The organism is Streptomyces sp. NBC_01717 (assembly GCF_036248255.1).
In the GTDB taxonomy this organism is placed as follows: Bacteria; Actinomycetota; Actinomycetes; order Streptomycetales; family Streptomycetaceae; genus Streptomyces.
In genome coordinates this window covers 5751732-5769125 of sequence record NZ_CP109178.1, presented here as the reverse complement: position 1 = coordinate 5769125, position 17394 = coordinate 5751732, and the positions used below count along the sequence as shown (strand labels likewise).

General features: G+C 71.1%; 12 protein-coding genes. 4 read left to right on the top strand and 8 right to left on the bottom strand.

Annotated elements, in window-relative coordinates:
* Positions 1–15: 15 nt before the first annotated feature.
* The 4 genes from smpB to ftsE form a co-directional block, all read right to left on the bottom strand.
* Positions 16–504 (bottom strand): SsrA-binding protein SmpB, encoded by a 489-nt coding sequence (gene smpB, locus OHB49_RS26090; protein WP_030971173.1) that lies wholly within the window; start codon positions 502–504, stop codon positions 16–18.
* An 18-nt stretch (positions 505–522) separates the two neighbouring features.
* A complete protein-coding gene (locus OHB49_RS26085) occupies positions 523–1716 on the bottom strand; it encodes a S41 family peptidase (RefSeq protein ID WP_329163431.1) in 1194 nt (397 codons plus the stop codon).
* Between the two features lie 68 nt (positions 1717–1784).
* The gene (gene ftsX, locus OHB49_RS26080) at positions 1785–2702 is read right to left on the bottom strand and encodes a permease-like cell division protein FtsX (RefSeq protein WP_329163429.1); all 918 of its coding nucleotides are present in this window, start codon (positions 2700–2702) and stop codon (positions 1785–1787) included.
* A 51-nt stretch (positions 2703–2753) separates the two neighbouring features.
* Positions 2754–3443, bottom strand: a complete 690-nt coding sequence (ftsE, locus tag OHB49_RS26075) for a cell division ATP-binding protein FtsE (protein WP_030922922.1) — start codon at positions 3441–3443, stop codon at positions 2754–2756.
* A gap of 268 nt (positions 3444–3711) precedes the next feature.
* Here ftsE and OHB49_RS26070 point away from each other — a divergent pair, with 268 nt between their 5' ends.
* On the top strand, positions 3712–3915 hold the full coding sequence (locus OHB49_RS26070; RefSeq protein WP_030922919.1) for a hypothetical protein: 204 nt from the start codon (positions 3712–3714) through the stop codon (positions 3913–3915).
* Positions 3916–4052: 137 nt separating this feature from the next.
* Here OHB49_RS26070 and OHB49_RS26065 read toward each other — a convergent pair whose 3' ends face one another.
* The 4 genes from OHB49_RS26065 to OHB49_RS26050 form a co-directional block, all read right to left on the bottom strand.
* On the bottom strand, positions 4053–5003 hold the full coding sequence (locus OHB49_RS26065) for a hypothetical protein (protein ID WP_329163427.1): 951 nt from the start codon (positions 5001–5003) through the stop codon (positions 4053–4055).
* Positions 5004–5412: 409 nt separating this feature from the next.
* Complete coding sequence (gene prfB, locus OHB49_RS26060) at positions 5413–6519, bottom strand: peptide chain release factor 2 (protein WP_329163425.1); 1107 nt, start codon at positions 6517–6519, stop codon at positions 5413–5415.
* A 151-nt stretch (positions 6520–6670) separates the two neighbouring features.
* Complete coding sequence (locus tag OHB49_RS26055) at positions 6671–7909, bottom strand: serine/threonine-protein kinase (RefSeq protein ID WP_030971181.1); 1239 nt, start codon at positions 7907–7909, stop codon at positions 6671–6673.
* Positions 7910–8078: 169 nt separating this feature from the next.
* Entirely contained in the window at positions 8079–9731 is a 1653-nt protein-coding gene (locus tag OHB49_RS26050) for a serine/threonine-protein kinase (RefSeq protein WP_329163422.1), read from the bottom strand.
* 511 nt (positions 9732–10242) lie between these two features.
* Between OHB49_RS26050 and OHB49_RS26045 the strand changes: the two genes are divergently transcribed.
* From OHB49_RS26045 to OHB49_RS26035, 3 genes are all read left to right on the top strand, one after another.
* On the top strand, positions 10243–14316 hold the full coding sequence (locus OHB49_RS26045; RefSeq protein WP_329163420.1) for an FHA domain-containing protein: 4074 nt from the start codon (positions 10243–10245) through the stop codon (positions 14314–14316).
* Between the two features lie 249 nt (positions 14317–14565).
* Complete coding sequence (locus OHB49_RS26040; RefSeq protein WP_199919179.1) at positions 14566–15933, top strand: ABC transporter substrate-binding protein; 1368 nt, start codon at positions 14566–14568, stop codon at positions 15931–15933.
* A 4-nt stretch (positions 15934–15937) separates the two neighbouring features.
* A complete protein-coding gene (locus OHB49_RS26035) occupies positions 15938–17323 on the top strand; it encodes a carbohydrate ABC transporter permease (RefSeq protein ID WP_329163418.1) in 1386 nt (461 codons plus the stop codon).
* Positions 17324–17394: the final 71 nt, after the last annotated feature.

Below are 17394 nucleotides of genomic sequence, written 5' to 3'. Positions count from 1 at the left end.
CCTGCCGGAGCGCGCTCAGGCGCTCCGCTGACGCCGCCGGGCCGCCGAGATCGCACGGTTCGTCTCCCGCAGGTCCTGCTTCTCCCGCAGCGTCTGCCGCTTGTCGAACTCCTTCTTGCCCTTGGCGAGCGCGATCTCGACCTTGACCCGGCCGTCCTTGAAGTACAGCGCGAGCGGCACGATCGTGTGCCCGCTCTCCTGCGACTTCGACTCCAGCTTGTCGATCTCGGCCCGGTGCATCAGCAGCTTGCGCTTGCGCTTGGCGGAGTGGTTGGTCCAGGTCCCCTGCACGTACTCCGGGACATGGATGTTGTGCAGCCACGCCTCGTGCCGGTCGATCTGGACGAAGCCGTCCACCAGCGAGGCCCGGCCCAGCCGCAGCGACTTGACCTCGGTGCCCATCAGTACGAGACCGCACTCATAGGTGTCGATGATGTGGTAGTCGTGCCGCGCCTTCTTGTTCTGCGCGATGAGCTTGCGCCCTGTGTCCTTTTCCTTAGCCATAGTGCGGCCATTTTCGCACTACGACCCACCCCCGAGGCCACTCAATACTGTCTCGCCCCGCTGCAGGGCCCGTGAGGAGACCGTGAGGTCCGGCGTGATGCCGTGCCCGTCGACGCTACGCCCCGCCGGGGTGCGGTAGTGGCCGACGGTCAGCTCGGCGACCGAGCCGCCCGCGAGCTTGCTGGGCATCTGGACGGAGCCCTTGCCGAAGGTCCGCGAGCCGACGGTGACGGCGCGGCCCCGGTCCTGGAGGGCACCGGTGAGCAGCTCGGCCGCGCTCATGGTGCCGCCGTCGATGAGGACGACGAGAGGCCGTACGGTGTCGCCGCCCGGCTCGGCGTAGAGGGCGCGCTGCTCGCCGTGCACGTCGTACGTGGCGACCAGCCCGCCGTCGAGGAACGCGGAGGCGGCGACCACGGCCTCGGTGACCAGCCCGCCGGAATTGCCCCGGAGGTCGAGCAGCACCCCGGCGCCCGCGGGTGCGCTCCGGACCGCGTCGCGGACCTTGGCGCCGGCGCCCTTGGTGAACGAGTCGACCTTGATCAGTACAGCTGCGGAGGAATCGGAACGGTCCGGTCCGATCTTCTGGACGGTGACGGCCTCAGTGAGGAGCCGGGCCCGGGTCAGCGTCAGCTTCCTCGTCGGGCCGGTGGCTCCGCGCTGGACGCCCAGCACGACGGTGGTGCCCGCGGCGGCGCTCGTACGGTCCCCTCGCAGCAGGGCGACGACCTCGGCGACGGGGCGTTTGTCGACCCGGTGGCCGTCGATCGTACGGAGCAGGTCGTCCCGTTCGATACCGGCCCGGTCGGCGGGGCCACCCGGCTGAACGCGGGCCACGGCGACCAGCCCGTCGGCCGAGCGCTTCGCGGCCAGCCCGACCCCCGTGTACGAGCCGTCGAGGGCCTGCTCGAACTCCTCGTACTCCCGCTCGTCGTACACCGCGCCCCAGCGGTCCCCGCTGCGGCTGACGACCTCCTCGGCCGCCTCCGTAGCGGACTTGCCGTCGGCCAGTGCCTCGGCGGCGGCGTGCGCGACCTCGTCGCGGTCGGCGGTGGCGGCGACGGCACGGGCCTTTATCGCGGTGCTCGTCCCGTCCCCGTGCGGCAGCGATCCGGTGGCCGCCCCGGTGGCCAGGACACTCGCGAAGACCAATGTCAGGGCCGCCCCGCGGCAGAGGCCGCGGGGCCCGACAGCGTGCGTTGGGCCCGACATGGCGTTGAGTCTAGGACAACACTCCGAGGGCGCACGGCGGGTTCACCGCGCGCCCCACGGGGCGCATGTCACACCTTGAGGTACTTGCGCAGCGCGAAGAGTGCGGCCACGGCGGGCATCAGCAGCCCGATCGCAAGGACCAGCGGCAGCTTGGTGAAGACCGCGTCCCAGCCGATGAAGTCGATCAGATTCAGCTTCGACTGGAGGGCCAGACCGCCGTCGATCAGGAAGTACCGCCCGGCCAGCAGCATGATGCAGGCGAGCACGCCACCGATGAGCCCGGCGAACGCGGCCTCCATGATGAACGGCATCTGGATGTAGAACCCGGACGCCCCGACGAGCCGCATGATGCCCGTCTCGCGGCGCCGGCTGAACGCCGAGACGCGGACGGTGTTCACGATCAGCATCAGCGCAATGACCAGCATCAGCGCCATCACGAAGAGCGCGGCCACATTCATGCCGTTCATCAGCCCGAAGAGGTTGTCCAGGATGGATCTCTGGTCCTGGACGGACTGCACCCCGGCGCGGCCCGCGAAGGCGGTGGCGACGACCTTGTACTTCTTCGGGTCGTGCAGCTTGACGCGGAACGACTCCTGCATCTGGTCCGGCGTGATGTTGCCGGCCATCGGGGAGTCGCCGAACTGCTCCTGGTAGTGCTTGTACGCCTGATCAGCCGACTCGTAGGTGACCGTCTCGACGGCCTTCATCTTGCCGAGGTCGGTCTCGATCTGCTTCTTCTGCTCGGTGGTGACGGCGCCCTTGGAGCAGTTGGCCGCCGACTCCGCGTCGTTCTTGCTGCAGAGGAAGATCGAGACGTTGACCTTGTCGTACCAGTAGTCCTTCATCGTGCTGACCTGCTCGCGCATCAGCAGCGCGCCGCCGAACAGGGCGAGCGAGAGGGCGACGGAGACGACGACGGCGAAGGTCATCGTGAGATTGCGACGGAGACCGACGCCGATCTCCGACAGGACGAACTGGGCGCGCATGGCGTCCTTTCAATACTCGATGCTCAGCGGGTCCGGCGCGGCCGGATCCGCTCAGTGCTGGTAGCCGTAGACGCCGCGGGCCTGGTCGCGTACGAGACGGCCCTTCTCGAGCTCGATGACGCGCTTGCGCATCTGGTCGACGATGTTCTGGTCGTGGGTCGCCATGATGACGGTGGTCCCGGTCCGGTTGATCCGGTCCAGCAGCTTCATGATGCCCACGGAGGTCTGCGGGTCGAGGTTTCCGGTCGGCTCGTCCGCGATCAGCAGCATGGGACGGTTCACGAATGCTCGCGCGATCGCCACGCGCTGCTGCTCACCACCGGAGAGCTCACCTGGCATCCGGTCCTCCTTGCCGCCGAGGCCGACCAGGTCGAGGACCTGCGGTACGGCCTTACGGATCTCACCGCGCGGCTTGCCGATCACTTCCTGGGCGAACGCCACGTTCTCCGCAACGGTCTTGTTGGGGAGCAGTCGGAAGTCCTGGAAGACCGTGCCCAGCTGGCGGCGCATGTGCGGCACCTTCCAGTTGGACAGGCGCGCGAGGTCCTTGCCGAGGACGTGGACCATGCCCTGGCTGGCACGCTCCTCGCGGAGGATGAGTCGCATGAAGGTGGACTTGCCGGAGCCGGAGGAGCCCACCAGGAAGACGAACTCGCCCTTCTCGATATCGAGAGACACATCCCGTAGAGCGGGACGGCTCTGCTTCGGGTAGGTCTTGGAGACGTTGTCGAATCGGATCACGGATGCACCACGGTCGGCCGGGAGTAGGTGTGCGTGACCATACGCGAACCGGGCTGAGGCGTGCAGGCGCGCGTCCGCTGATGGGCGATTTATGGCGGAACGGAACCGTGCCGGGGCGCAACCGGAGCCGGAACGGACCGGGTGTTTCCGGCGGGCCGCGCCGAAATCCGCGCGAGCTGGCACAGTGGAGGGGGAACGGATGCGTTTCCATGAGCGTTGTGCGGAGAGAACGCGTATGCGGCTCCGCCGCGCGGGAGGAGGAAAGCGCATGACCTATGACCGATTGGTGTGCGCAAACTGCGCGGCGCCCGTGAACGAGGGCCGGTGCCCGGTATGCCGGGCCAGCCGCGCACGGCTGCAGCAGCAGGAGGAGCAGCAGGGACTCTTCGCGGGCCTGAGCCCGGCGATGCTGGTCGCGCTGCTGGTGGTGCTCCTGGCGACGCTGGCACTGCTGGCGCATCAGACCGTATGACCGGGTAGCTGTCTGTAGCCGCCGCCCGCATGGCGGAGTGAGTACGTGACGTGAGCGTACGTAGAAGGGCCCGGGACGCCGATCGGCTGTCCCGGGCCCTTCTGTGTACGCAGGCGCGTCCACCGGCCACAGGGGCCTTAGGCGACCGTGCGGCCGTTCACCAGACGCGGCAGGATCCGGAAGCCGATGCCGCCGGCGATCATCGTCGCGGCACCGAGCAGCAGGAACGTGGTCTCGGCTGCACCGGTCTCGGCGAGCTCGTCCTTGCCCTTGCCCTGCTCGACCGGCTGGTTGCCGACGCTGTCGGTGTCGGTGTTGTCCGCGCACTCGGCACCGTCGAGGTCGACGGTGCAGGTGTTGGCACCGTCGTCGCCACCGGTGGTGTCGCCGGAGGCGCCGCCGTTGCCGCCGTTGCCGCCGCCGTTGCCGTTGGCGCCACCGTTGTCAGCCGCACCACCGTTATCGGCCGCACCGCCGTTGTCAGCCGCACCGCCGTTGTCAGCCGCGCCACCGTTATCGGCCGCGCCACCGTTGTCAGCCGCACCACCGTTATCGGCCGCACCACCGTTGTCAGCCGCGCCACCGTTGTCAGCCGCGCCACCGTTATCGGCCGCGCCACCGTTATCGGCCGCACCGCCGTTGTCAGCCGCACCGCCGTTGTCAGCCGCACCGCCGTTATCGGCCGCACCACCGTTGTCAGCCGCACCGCCGTTGTCAGCCGCACCACCGTTATCGGCCGCGCCACCGTTATCGGCCGCGCCACCGTTATCGGCCGCGCCACCGTTATCGGCCGCGCCACCGTTGTCAGCCGCACCGCCGTTGTCAGCCGCGCCACCGTCGGTCTCGCCCGTGGCTCCCTCGTCGACACCGCCGGCCGCATCGCCGCCGTCGCCGCCCTCGTTGTCTCCCTGGATACCCAGGCCGACGTCGAGACCGTCCTCGTTGGCCTCGGCCGTGGCCGAGAGCCCACCGATGTTGACACCGATGCCGACGGCCTGCGCCGCGCCGGCAGCGGTCAGCGAGGCACCCGCGGCAATTACCGCACCGGCGGCTATCCGCGCGACGCGGACTCGCGTCTTCTTGGTCATCTGCTGCTACCCCCAGTAGCTGTTCTCGTCAATGGAGCAGCCATATGCGGGCTCACGGCTCTGCCGGGGGTTGCGCTCTCGGCCTGCCGAGCCACGTAGTGCCGTAGCCAAGCCGCCCTCCCCCGCCCACACCCGTCCCAGACATACGCATGCTGCACTAGCACCCTGTCCAGAGTTAAGGACTACGTCAAGCCTGTTCCGTGCAATGTGCACCGTTTTGCGAGCAGTTGACCGTCAATCAGAATCACGACTGTGACGCACTCACCACGGTGCCTCCGCAACTCGCGGCCCCAACTCCCCTTCGGGCGACGGAATTCCGCACGCGCCACGATGTCCGCCGGGTACCGAAAACGGCGGTGCCGGAACCCTGAGGGGGTCCCGGCACCGCCGTACGCGCGTGAACTGATTGCTACTTCTCCCGCTGCTTGCGCCAGCGGATGCCCGCCTCCAGGAAGCCGTCGATCTCGCCGTTGAAGACCGCTTCCGGGTTGCCGATCTCGAACTCCGTACGCAGGTCCTTGACCATCTGGTACGGGTGGAGGACGTACGAACGCATCTGGTTGCCCCAGGAGTTGCCGCCGTCACCCTTGAGCGCGTCCATCTTGGCCTGCTCCTCCTGGCGGCGGCGCTCAAGGAGCTTCGCCTGGAGGACGTTCATCGCGGATGCCTTGTTCTGGATCTGCGAGCGCTCGTTCTGGCAGGAGACGACGATGCCGGTCGGCAGGTGGGTCAGGCGCACCGCGGAGTCGGTCGTGTTGACGCCCTGGCCACCAGGGCCGGAGGAGCGGTACACGTCGACGCGCAGCTCGGACTCGTCGATCTCGATGTGGTCGGTCGTCTCGACCACCGGCAGCACCTCGACGCCCGCGAAGGACGTCTGGCGACGGCCCTGGTTGTCGAAGGGCGAGATCCGGACGAGCCGGTGGGTGCCCTGCTCGACGGAGAGCGTGCCGTAGGCGTACGGAATCTGCACGGCGAAGGTGGTCGACTTGATGCCGGCCTCTTCCGCGTACGACGTCTCGTAGACCTCGGTCTTGTAGCCGTGCCGCTCGGCCCAGCGGATGTACATGCGCTGGAGCTTCTCGGCGAAGTCGGCGGCGTCGACGCCACCGGCCTCGGCCCGGATGTTGACCAGCGCCTCACGGGAGTCGTACTCGCCGGAGAGGAGGGTACGGACCTCCATCTCGTCGAGCGCCTTCCTGACGGACTCCAGCTCCGCCTCAGCCTCGGCGAGGGTGTCGGCGTCGGCCTCGTCCTGGGCGAGCTCGAAGAGAACCCCGAGATCGTCGATGCGGCCGCGCAGGGCCTCGGTCTTGCGGACCTCGGCCTGGAGGTGCGAAAGCTTGCTGGTGATCTTCTGCGCCGCGTCCGGGTCGTCCCAGAGGGACGGCGCCGCCGCCTGCTCCTCGAGCGCGGCGATGTCCGCCCTCAGCGCATCCAGGTCCAGGACGGCCTCGATCGACCCCATGGTCGAGGAGAGGGACTTCAGCTCTTCGGAAATATCGACGACTGCCACGGGTCCAGCGTAACGGCTGTCGGCGCGGACCTGCCCCGGGCTGCTTGATCACCGCCCGGAATCCTTGCGCACGGGGCCGCCGGGCCGCCCGGCGACCGGCCTCAGGGTGTCCGGGACCACAGTGGCCGGACCCGTTCGATCTTCCAGAGGTCTACGGCACCGCCGGTGCCGAGCTCCCCGGGTCCTGTGGTGTCGCGCCCGCGTCGTTGCCGCTCAGGGCCATCCAGCCGCCGACGCCGAGTGCCGCGCACAGCACTATGGCCACCGCGCCGAGCGTGATGCGGCGTTTGCGGATGGCGGCGGATTTGTTGCGGGCCGAGCCGGGGCGGGGCTGGCCCGGGGCACGCGGGGCCCGGGCCGTTCCCCTGGGGCCGCCGGAGAGTTCGTCCGGGGCCGGGACGCGCATGCTCGTGTGGGTGTCGCGGTTGGAGTCGGGAGACGCGCCGGGGACCAGCGGGACCGCGCCGCGGCGGCGGGGTTCGTCGGAGTTGGGTGTGTACTGCTGCTCGTCGTACGGCTGCGGTTCCGGTTCGGCGTCCGGCTCGTCGACGTCGAGGGGCGGGATGCCGGCCAGGTGCGGCAACTGTTCACGCAGGCGGGCCGCGAGCTCGGAGGCGCGCAGCCGGGAGGCCGGGGCCTTGGCCAGGCACTGGACCAGGAGCTGCCAGAGTTCCTCGGGGATGCCGGGGAGCGGGACCACCGTCTCCGTGACATGGCGGCGCAGCACCGCGCCGGGGTGGCCGCCGCCGAACGGCGTGAAACCCGCGAGGAGCTCGTACAGCACCGTCGCGAGGGCGTAGATGTCCACGGCGGCGCGCGGCGGGAGACCCTCGACGATCTCGGGGGCCAGATAGTCCGGCGTACCGATGATCTTCGTGGCCTTGGTGCGGCGCGGGGTGTCGATGAGCTTCGCGACGCCGAAGTCCGTGAGCAGGGCCGGGTGCGAGCCGCCGGGGCCGAGCGGGCCCTCCATGTCGAGCAGGATGTTCTCCGGCTTGACGTCGCGGTGCACCACTCCGGCGGCGTGCGCGGCGGCGAGGCCGTCGGCCACGTCCGCGATGATCGCGACCGCTGCCTCGGGGGCGAGGCGGCGCTCGCGGTCGAGGCGGGTGCGCAGATCCGTGCCGCGTACCAGGTTCATGACCAGCGCCAGGTCGTTGCCGTCCACGACGAGGTCGCGGACGCCGACGATGTGCGGATGGTCGAGCTTGAGCAGGGCGGCGCGCTCCTGGACGAAGCGTCCGACCAGCTCCTGGTCGGACGCGAGGTCCTCGCGGAGGAGCTTTATGGCCACGGGGCCCTCAGGACCCTCGCCGAGCCACACCGTGCCGGCGCTGCCGCGCCCCAGGATCTGGTGGGCGGTGTACCGGCTGCCGATATTCCGTGCCAAGACTGCTCCCTCAGCGGCTGGCGATGGACCTCGCTCACTAACCCCCGGTCGACAAAGTTACGCGTCGATCGGGGTGCTGCGTGCCCTACATGGCGCCAACCTCCACTTCTACGGGCGAAATTGCCCCGCAGAAGTCGACAAAGCCACGAAGTCGGTGGTGCGTGCGCTCTCAGTTGGCGCCGCTGTCACCCAGTTTGGAGAGCCAGTCGGTGGCGGCCGAGATCCCGTCACCGATCGCCTGCCAGTAGCTCTTGCCCTGGGCCACCCAGTCCTGCAGCGGCGTCAGTTCCCAGATGAGCCAGCCCGCGACGAACAGCAGCACCAAGGTGAACAGACAACCTTTGAGGCAGCCGAGGCCGGGGATCTTCGTCGGGTTGGCGCTGCGCTGCCTCGGCTCGCGGGGCTGGCGCGGGGCCGGCTGCTGGGGCGGCGGCTGCTGCGGGGGCGCGTACTGCTGGCGCTGCGGCTGCTGCTGCGGGTATTGCTGCTGCTGGCGGCGCTGGGGGTACTGCTGCTGGGGCTGCTGCCCGTACTGCTGGTGCTGCGGCCGCTGCTGCTGGGGCTGTTGGGGCTGTTGGGGCCGCGGCTGCTGGCGCTGGGGGCGGCGGCGCAGCGGGTCCTGGCTCGGGTCGAGGTACTGGACCTGCGTCTGCTCGTTGCGGTCGCGGGCCGCCTGCAGCTGGGACTGCCACGGGTGCGGGCCGTCGGGCTGCGGCGGGCCATCCGGGCGCGCCGGCACGGGCGGCATGACCGCGGTCGGGTCGGCGTACCCGCCCTGGCCCTGCCCGTATCCCTGGCCGGGAGCGTGCTGCATGACGCTGGTCGCCGCGTTCGGGTCGTACGCACCCGCATTGCTCGGCAGCACCTGTGTCGGGTCGGCCGCACCCTGGGTCCCCGGGACCGCCGGGGGCGCCGGGTCGGGGGCGAGCAGGGCGCCCACCCCGTCGGCGGCGGCGATCTGGGCCGAGTTGGCGTGCACGCCGATGCCGGCCGCGACGGTACGCAGTCCACGGGCCAGGTTCTCGGCGCTGGGCCGCCGGTCCGGGTCCTTGCTCAGGCAGCGCTCTATGACCGTCCACAGCGGCGCCGGGACGGTGGTGGGGCGGCGGGGCTCCTCGCTGAGGTGCCGTTGCAGCACTTCGAGGGCGGTGCCGCCGGAGAACGGCGGTCGCCCGGTGACCAGCTCGTACAGCAGGATGCCCGCACCGTAGATGTCGACCGCGGACGTCTGCGGCCGGCCCTCGGCGGACTCCGGCGCCACGTAGGCGGGCGTGCCGACGAACTCATGGGTCCGGGTCAGCCCCGGGGAGTCGGCGAGCCGCGCGATGCCGAAGTCGGTGAGCATCGGGTGCATCTGGCCGTCGCGCTCGGAGAGCAGGACGTTGGCCGGCTTCAGGTCGCGGTGGACGACGCCGTCGGCATGGCTGGCGGCGAGCGCGTCCGCGATCTGGGCAGTGAGCAGTGAGGCGGCGACCGGGGTGAGCGGGCCGTTCTCGCGGAGGTATCGGTGCAGGTCGGGGCCGTCGACCAGGTCCATCACAAGGGCGAGGAGATCGCCCTCCACGACCAGGTCACGGGTGCGCACGATGTTCTCGTGGGTGAGCCGCAGCAGCACGGAGCGCTCGCGCAGGAACCGCATCACGACGTCCGCGTCGTTGGCGAGCTCCTCCTTGAGGACCTTGATCGCCACCGTCTCGCCGGGCTGACCCGCGACGGCCGCCTCGGAACCTGCGGTCTCCCGCTGGCGGGCACGCCAGACGGTGCCCGTGGCGCCGCGTCCCAGCGGCTCCTCGAGCAGGTACTTGCTGCCTACCGGCCGCACGTCATGCGCTCCCTGCTGATCGTGGTGCTTGCGGTCCCCCGGGGCCGCCCGGGAGTTCCGGCCCACTCTAGTGCCGCTCCGCGGCCTTCGAACGGGACACCGGTCGGTCGTTCTCCGGTCGTGAACGGCGAGTGAGCCGTCGTGTCCGGAACGTGCGATTCGTCGTGTCCGCAAGAAGACGCGCACACCGGACGGATGGTTGCCGCTCAGTTGCCGCACAAACGTGCCCATCGGCGCTCCCGGGCGGCCGCCCGGTTCCCGTGCGCAGCTCCCGGGAACGCCCCAAGCAGGCACTTTTGGGACCACAGCCGACGCTCCAAGATCAATTCCAGGTGGCCCCCGGGCGTGTTGTCAGTGGCAGGTGCGAGGATGCCTCCAGCACGGAACTGTGGGGTCGGGAGCCTCGCGGTACGTGACGACCTGTACCGGACGACGCGTCCGTGCCGGGTGGGGGGAATCACAGGGCGTTTCCCCTGCCGGGCACCCCGCGCAGAAGGGACCGCTGACGGCGATGCAGATCCGGCTGACCGTCCTCGCGCCGCCCAGCGGCCAGACCCCGGCTCGCACCTGTGACGTGCTCGTCACCGCCCCTGCGGGGACGGCGCTCGCCACTGTGGCCTCCAACCTCGCCGCGGCCGTCACCGGGCCGGACGGCTCGCTCGGCAGCGGTGCGGTGGTGCTCTTCGCCGGACGCGAACGGCTCGACGCGCAGCGGTGCGCGCTGGGTGAGCCGCCCCTGGTCGACGGGGCGGTGCTGTCGCTCCAGGTCCCGGGCGAGGACGAGGCGGCGGACGATGCCGTACCTGCGCAGCTCCATGTGGTGGCGGGCCCCGACGCGGGCGGCGTCCATCTGCTGCACGGCGGGCAGATCCGGATCGGCCGCTCCGCCGACGCGGACGTCCCGCTCGACGACCCCGATGTGTCCCGGCTGCACTGCGCGGTGACGGTCTCCGAGGACGGCCGGGTCTCGGTCGCCGACCTGGGCTCCACGAACGGCACCTCGCTGGACGGTACGGAGGTCCACGACCGGCCGGTCCGGCTGAAGCCGGGTGCGCTGCTGCGGCTCGGCGAATCGACGCTGCGACTGGCCTCGGGAGCGCGTACGCCGACGCTGGCCACGGCGCCGGACGGCGAGGGTCATCTGCGGGTGGCGCGGGCATCGGACGGCGCCGGCGAGGACGGGAACCTCCCGGAGGATTCGGCGTCGGAGATTTCGAGGCCGGGGTCGGGCGGGTACGGCTCCGGTCATTCGTACGGCGCGGGTGTCTCGCCCGGCTTCGGGCCGGGCGAGGGCGTCGCCCATGCGTACGGGAGCGGCGCACCGGCCGAGGCCGGTGACCGAGGCGGGCAGGGCCCGGCCGGCCGGGCCACGGACGACGAGGCACCCCGGCGCGGCGGGATAGGAGCCTGGGCCCGCAGGCTGGCGGGCAACAAGGCCGAGCCGGTGCACGAGGCCGCGCCCGATGAGACGCTGCCCGCGGGCCGACCGGTCCCGTCCGCCTCGTCCTCCGTCGCGGCTTCGCGCCCGTCGTCGAGCTCGTCGGTCGGGGAGACATGGCCCGATCCGGCGACCGTGCTGCTGACCGCCCTCGGACCGGGCCCCCGGCTGTGGGAGCGCGACGCCGAGCACCCGGAGGCTCTGGTGGTCCGGCTCGGCACCACCGACCGGGCCGAGCTGCCCGCAGTACCGGTGACCGTGGGACTGCGGGAGGCCGGTTCGCTCGGGCTCGCCGGACCCCGGGAGCGGCTGGCCGGGCTCACCCGGTCGGTGGTCGCCCAGCTCGCCGCGCTGCACTCCCCGGCCGACCTGGAGATCGTGCTCATCAGTACCGACCGCGCCCGCAACGCGGACGAGCGCAGGCGTCAGTGGGCGTGGCTCGGCTGGCTCCCCCATCTGCGGCCGATGCACGGCCAGGACTGCCGGCTGCTGCTCGCCTACGACCGGGAACAGGCCACCGCCCGCACGACGGAGCTGGTGCGCCGGCTGGACGACGGACCACTCGGCACCGGCTGGGCCAGCGTCGACCGGGGCACGGTCGCCGAGGCCGCCCGGCGGTACGTGGGGGCGCACACCGTGGTGATCGTCGACGGCGACCCCGGTTCCGCGGTGCTGCGCGAGACCACGGCCCGGCTGGCCGCCGCGGGTGCGGCCGCCGGGATCCATCTGATCTGCCTGGCCGAGACGCCGGCCGCGTCGCCCACCTCGCCCGTCCCGGCGACGTACGAGGCGGCCTGCCATGCGTCGATCGCGTTCCGCGAGTGCGGGGCGGTGGCGATGCTGAGCGGCGATGTGGCGACGGCACTGCGGCTGCTGCGCACGGCGGGCGGGCAGGCCGCGGGCCATGGCACGGTGGCTGCGGTGGACGCGGTGTCGGCAGCCTGGGCGGAGCGGTTCGGGCGGGCGCTGGCCCCGTTGCGTACGGACGGTTCGGCGACGGCACGTGGCCGCCGGACAGCTGCGGCCCTCCCGTCGTCCGCCCGTCTGCTGGACGAGCTGGGCCTGGCCAGGGCCACCCCGGCCTCGCTGATGGCCCGCTGGGCGTCGACGTCGGACGACCAGCCTGGGGCGACGGTGCACGGGCTCGGCAGTATGCAGATGCCGGCGGCCGACACCCGTGGTTCCGGCCGCACGAAGTACCCGGACAGCACGGGTCCCCGTGTGGGCGCGCAGCGCACAGCCGACGGCGGGCCAGGCGCCCCGTCGCCGTCCTCGCGCCCGGCCGGTGCGGGAGCCACCGGTGCCCGGGGTGCGGATGACGTGTACGGATCCGGGTCGGGGCGTACGCCGTACCCCGGCGGCGAGTCGTCGGAGTCGGGACGCACCCCGTACCCCGGCACGAGCAACGACACCCATGCGGGCACACCACGGCACGCGTCGGTTCGCGGCGACGGCAGCCTTCCTGGTACCGGGTCGGGACGCACCCTGTACCCGGGCCTGGACACCGCGGGCTCGGGGCGCACTCCGTACCCAGGGGCGGATGCCTCGGGTTCGGGCCGCACCCCGTACCCCCGCAGCGAGGCGTCGGACTCCGGACGCACCCCGTACCCGGGCACGGACAACCACGACTCGGGCCGAACCCCGTACCCCGGCACGGACACCCCGGGCTCGGGCCGAACCCCGTACCCAGGCGCGGACATCCACAGTTCCGGCCGAACCCCGTACCCCGGCTCGGACACCCCGGGCTCAGGACGCACCCCGTACCCGCGGGCGGATTCCTCCGGTTCCGGGCGCACCCCGTACCCGGCCGGCGACACGTCCGGCTCGGGCCGCACCCCGTACCCCGGCGCCGACGCGTCGGACTCCGGGCGTACCCCTTACCCCGCCACCCCCCGGATCGGCGCGCAGCGTCACGACCGTGCGGTCGGCGACTCCTCCAGTTCTCGGACCGGCCCTGGTGCCGAGTCCGCCGAACGTGCCGCAAGCCGGGTGAGCGGGCCCCGTGGCGGCGATGCGCCGCAGGTCGCTGCCCGGGTGACCGAGGGCGCGAGCTCGGTCAGGGCTGCTGCAGCTCGCACTGCCCCGGCCCCCGACGCGACCGCCGTCGCAGTCACCGCCCGGCCCGTCGTCGTTCTCGGCGCCGGGCCCCGGGGGGCACTCAGCGTCGATCTTGCGGACGAAGGGCCCCATCTCCTCATCGAGGGCCCTGCCGGCAGCGGACGTACCGAGTTGCTGCGCGCCGTCGCCGCCTCGCTCGCCGCCGCGGCGCGGCCCGACCGGCTCGGACTCCTGCTCGTCGACGGCGCCGGTGGCGAGCGCGGCGATAGTCTGCAGCCCTGCACCGAACTCCCGCACACGTTCATGAACTTGACGGCCTCCGATCCGCTGAGGATGCGTGAGTTCGCGCAGGCCCTGGGCGGCGAACTGAAGCGACGGGCCGAGCTGCTCGGGCGGCTCGACTTCGACGACTGGCACGTCCGGCACGAGGTGGCGCAGCGGATGGTCGGCCAGCGGGCACCGAGCGCCGCCGAGCAGCGCGGCGATCTGGACCCGACGACGAGCGGCACACTCCGGTTGCGGCCCGCCGCCGCGCGGTCCGTGGATCCCGGCCCGTCTCCACTGCCCCGGCTCGTCGTCCTGGTCGACGACTTCGACGCGCTGGTCGCACCCGCCCTCGGCAGCCCGGGCCGGCCCGCTGCCGGTTCGGTCGTCCGGGCGCTGGAGGCCGTCGCGAGGGACGGCGGTCGGCTCGGCGTGCATCTGGTCGCGACGTCCGCCCGCGCCGACCGCACCGAGGACACGGAGCTGGCGCGTGGGGCGCGGCTACGGGTGGTGCTCGACGCGCCCGTCGTACCGCCCTCGCCGGAGGACCCACTGCCCGGCCGGGGAAGGCTGGGGCATCCGGACGGGCGGGTGACGCCGTTCCAAGGGGGCCGGGTGACGGGTCGCATTCCGCGTACCGCGACCCTGCGGCCCACCGTCGTCCCGCTGGAGTGGGCGCGGATGGGTGATCCGCCCACCCGGCGCCCGGTCCGCGAGCTGGGCAACGGGCCGACGGACCTGGCCCTGCTGGCCAGCGCGCTGGAGCGGGCGGCCCGTTCGGTGAACGCCGAGCGAATAGCTCCGCTCGTGGCCCACCACTCCTGAGGCGCCCTCGCCCCGGTCGCCCTTGCGTTGTTTCGCTATTTCGTCATTTCGTCCTCGATCACCGGACGGGCTGGGACATCGAGCCCGTCCGGCGACCGAAGACGACTGATCTCACGTCACGAGCCCATCACGATCGACATGTTGACACCGAAAGCGGTATTGCGGCGCCCGTGCACCCGGCGTAGGACTGTGCGCACAGGAGCAGACACCCACACGTACAGGCAGGCGCACAGGAGAGACGGGGCACGGATGCGCACAACGCTTCGGATTCGCAGGGCCGCCATGGTGTTCACGGCCATCGGCGCACTGGCCCTCACCGGTTGCGGTGACGACGGTGGCAGCGGAAAGGGAAAGACGGGCGGAGGTTCCAGCAGCTCCGGGAAGACGCCTTCGGGCGTCTCACTGCCCAAGCTCGACGGCGAGAAGATCTCGGTCGCGGCGGTCTGGACCGGCCCCGAGCAGGCCAACTTCGTCAAGGTTCTCAAGGAGTTCGAGAAGCGCACGGGCGCCACGGTCACCTTCGTTCCCGCGCAGGACCCGATCGTCAACTTCCTCGGCACGAAGATCGCGGGCGGTCAGCCGCCGGACGTCGCGATGATCCCGCAGGTCGGCGCGATCAAGCAGGCCGCGGAGAAGAAGTGGGCCAAGCCGGTGGGCGCCGACGCCAAGGCCCAGCTGGACAAGAACTACTCCAAGGTCTGGCAGGACCTCGGCGCGGTGGACGGCACCCAGTACGGCGTCTACTTCAAGGCCGCCAACAAGTCCCTGATCTGGTACAACACCAAGGCGTTCGAGAACGCCGGGGCGAGTGAGCCGAAGACCTGGAAGGACTTCATGGCGACGGCCGAGACGGTCTCCGCCTCGGGTGTCACCCCGGTCTCGGTCGGCGGGGCGGACGGCTGGACCCTCACCGACTGGTTCGAGAACATCTACCTCTCCCAGGCCGGCCCGGAGAAGTACGACCAGCTGGCCCAGCACAAGATCAAGTGGACCGACCCGTCCGTGAAGGACGCGCTGACCACGCTCGCCGAGCTCTTCGGCAAGCCGTCCCTGATCGCGGGCGGCGCGGACGGCGCGCTGCAGACGGAGTTCCCGGCCTCGGTCACCCAGACGTTCACCGGCGGTGACCAACCCAAGGGCGCCATGGTCTTCGAGGGCGACTTCGTGGGCATCAACATCGCGCAGACCAAGGCGAAGATCGGTACGGACGCCAAGGTGTTCCCGTTCCCGGCGGTCGGCGCCGAGTCCCCCGTGGTGACGGGCGGCGACGCGGCGGTGGCCCTGAAGGACAGCAAGGGCGCCCAGGCCCTGCTGACTTGGCTGGCCTCGACCGACGCGGCGAAGATCTGGGCCGAGCAGGGCGGGTTCATCTCGCCGAACAAGGCCCTGGACACCGCCGCGTACCCGAACGAGGTGCAGCGCACCATGGCGAAGGCACTGATCGCCGCCGGTGACGCCGTCCGGTTCGACATGTCCGACCAGGCCCCGCAGTCGTTCGGCGGGACGCCCGGGAAGGGCGAGTGGAAGACCCTCCAGGACTTCCTGAAGAACCCGAAGGACATCGCGGGGACCCAGGCGAAACTGGAGTCCGACGCGGCCAAGGCGTACAAGAGCTGACGGGATGACGACAGCGACAGCGGGGGGCACCGACGCGGTGCCCCCCGCCGACAAGCGTCCCCCTGAGCGCTCCGAGCGCCCCGCGCAGCCGCGCCCCCGCAGGAGCGTGACCGGCACCCGCAAGATCGTCGCGACGGCGTTCCTGCTGCCCGCACTGGTGCTGCTCGGCGCGCTCGTGCTCTATCCGATCGGCTACTCCGTCTACCGGTCGTTCTTCGACCAGTCCGGTACGGGGTTCGCCGGTCTCGACAACTACAAGGCGCTGTTCACGGACGACACCATCCGTACAGCGGTCAAGAACAACGCGATCTGGGTCGTCTTCGCACCGACGATCTCCACCGCGCTCGGGCTGATCTTCGCGGTGCTGACCGAGCGGATCCGCTGGGGTACGGCGTTCAAGCTGATCGTCTTCATGCCGATGGCGATCTCGATGCTGGCCGCGGGCATCATCTTCCGGCTGGTGTACGACCAGGCCCCGGAGCGGGGGGTCGCCAACGCCGTATGGGTGGGTGTGCACGACACGTTCGCCGAGTCGGCCGGCTACCCGAAGGCGCACCCGCTGCCCGTCCACCCGCTCAAGGCGGGCGGCGGCGGATCGTTCGTCACGAAGGTGCCGGTACGGGCCGGCGAACCGGTCCAGTTGCCGCTGGTCGGGGTGGCACCCGCGAAGATGCCGACCGACGCGAAGCCGGCGAAGGCGGCCACCGCGCAGTCCGGGAAGGTCGCCGGTACCGCATGGCTGGACTTCACCAAGGGCGGCGGCGGCAAACCCAATGTCATCGACACCAAGGAACTCGGTCTCAAGGGGCTCAAGGTCGAGGCGGTCAAGAACGGCAAGGTGGTCGCTTCGGCGAAGGCCGCCGCGGACGGGACGTTCACCCTGCCCGCCTCGGCCGACGGCGCCCTGCTCCGGCTCCCCGCATCGAACTTCAAGGAGCCGTACAACGGGGTCGACTGGCTCGGCCCCACCCTGGTGACTCCCGGGATCATCGGCAGTTACGTCTGGATGTGGGCGGGCTTCGCGATGGTGCTGATCGCGGCCGGACTCGCGGGCCTGCCGCGTGAACTCCTCGAAGCGGCCCGGGTGGACGGTGCCAACGAGTGGCAGGTGTTCCGCCGGATCACCGTGCCGATGCTCGCACCCGTGCTCGCGGTCGTGCTGGTCACCCTGATGATCAACGTCCTGAAGATCTTCGACCTGGTCTTCATCATCGCCCCCGGCTCCTCCCAGGACGACGCGAACGTCCTGGCCCTCCAGCTGTACCGGTCCTCGTTCGGCACGGATGCGGACCTCGGGATCGGCAGCGCCATCGCCGTACTCCTGCTGCTGCTGGTGATCCCGGTGATGATCTTCAATATCCGCCGGATGCGGAGGGAGGGGCGCCGATGACGACCCCGTCGACCACGGTCACCTCCGGCCGGGGGTCCGAGAGTTGTCCCCCGGAGAAGCACGGCGACATC

What these genes read in the sequence shown, in the direction of transcription:
- smpB (WP_030971173.1), bottom strand. Translation starts at nt 504, where the DNA reads ATGGCTAAGGAAAAGGACACAGGGCGCAAGCTCATCGCGCAGAACAAG.
- OHB49_RS26085 (WP_329163431.1), bottom strand. Translation starts at nt 1,716, where the DNA reads ATGTCGGGCCCAACGCACGCTGTCGGGCCCCGCGGCCTCTGCCGCGGG.
- ftsX (WP_329163429.1), bottom strand. Translation starts at nt 2,702, where the DNA reads ATGCGCGCCCAGTTCGTCCTGTCGGAGATCGGCGTCGGTCTCCGTCGC.
- OHB49_RS26070 (WP_030922919.1), top strand. Translation starts at nt 3,712, where the DNA reads ATGACCTATGACCGATTGGTGTGCGCAAACTGCGCGGCGCCCGTGAAC.
- OHB49_RS26065 (WP_329163427.1), bottom strand. Translation starts at nt 5,003, where the DNA reads ATGACCAAGAAGACGCGAGTCCGCGTCGCGCGGATAGCCGCCGGTGCG.
- OHB49_RS26045 (WP_329163420.1), top strand. Translation starts at nt 10,243, where the DNA reads ATGCAGATCCGGCTGACCGTCCTCGCGCCGCCCAGCGGCCAGACCCCG.
- OHB49_RS26040 (WP_199919179.1), top strand. Translation starts at nt 14,566, where the DNA reads ATGCGCACAACGCTTCGGATTCGCAGGGCCGCCATGGTGTTCACGGCC.
- OHB49_RS26035 (WP_329163418.1), top strand. Translation starts at nt 15,938, where the DNA reads ATGACGACAGCGACAGCGGGGGGCACCGACGCGGTGCCCCCCGCCGAC.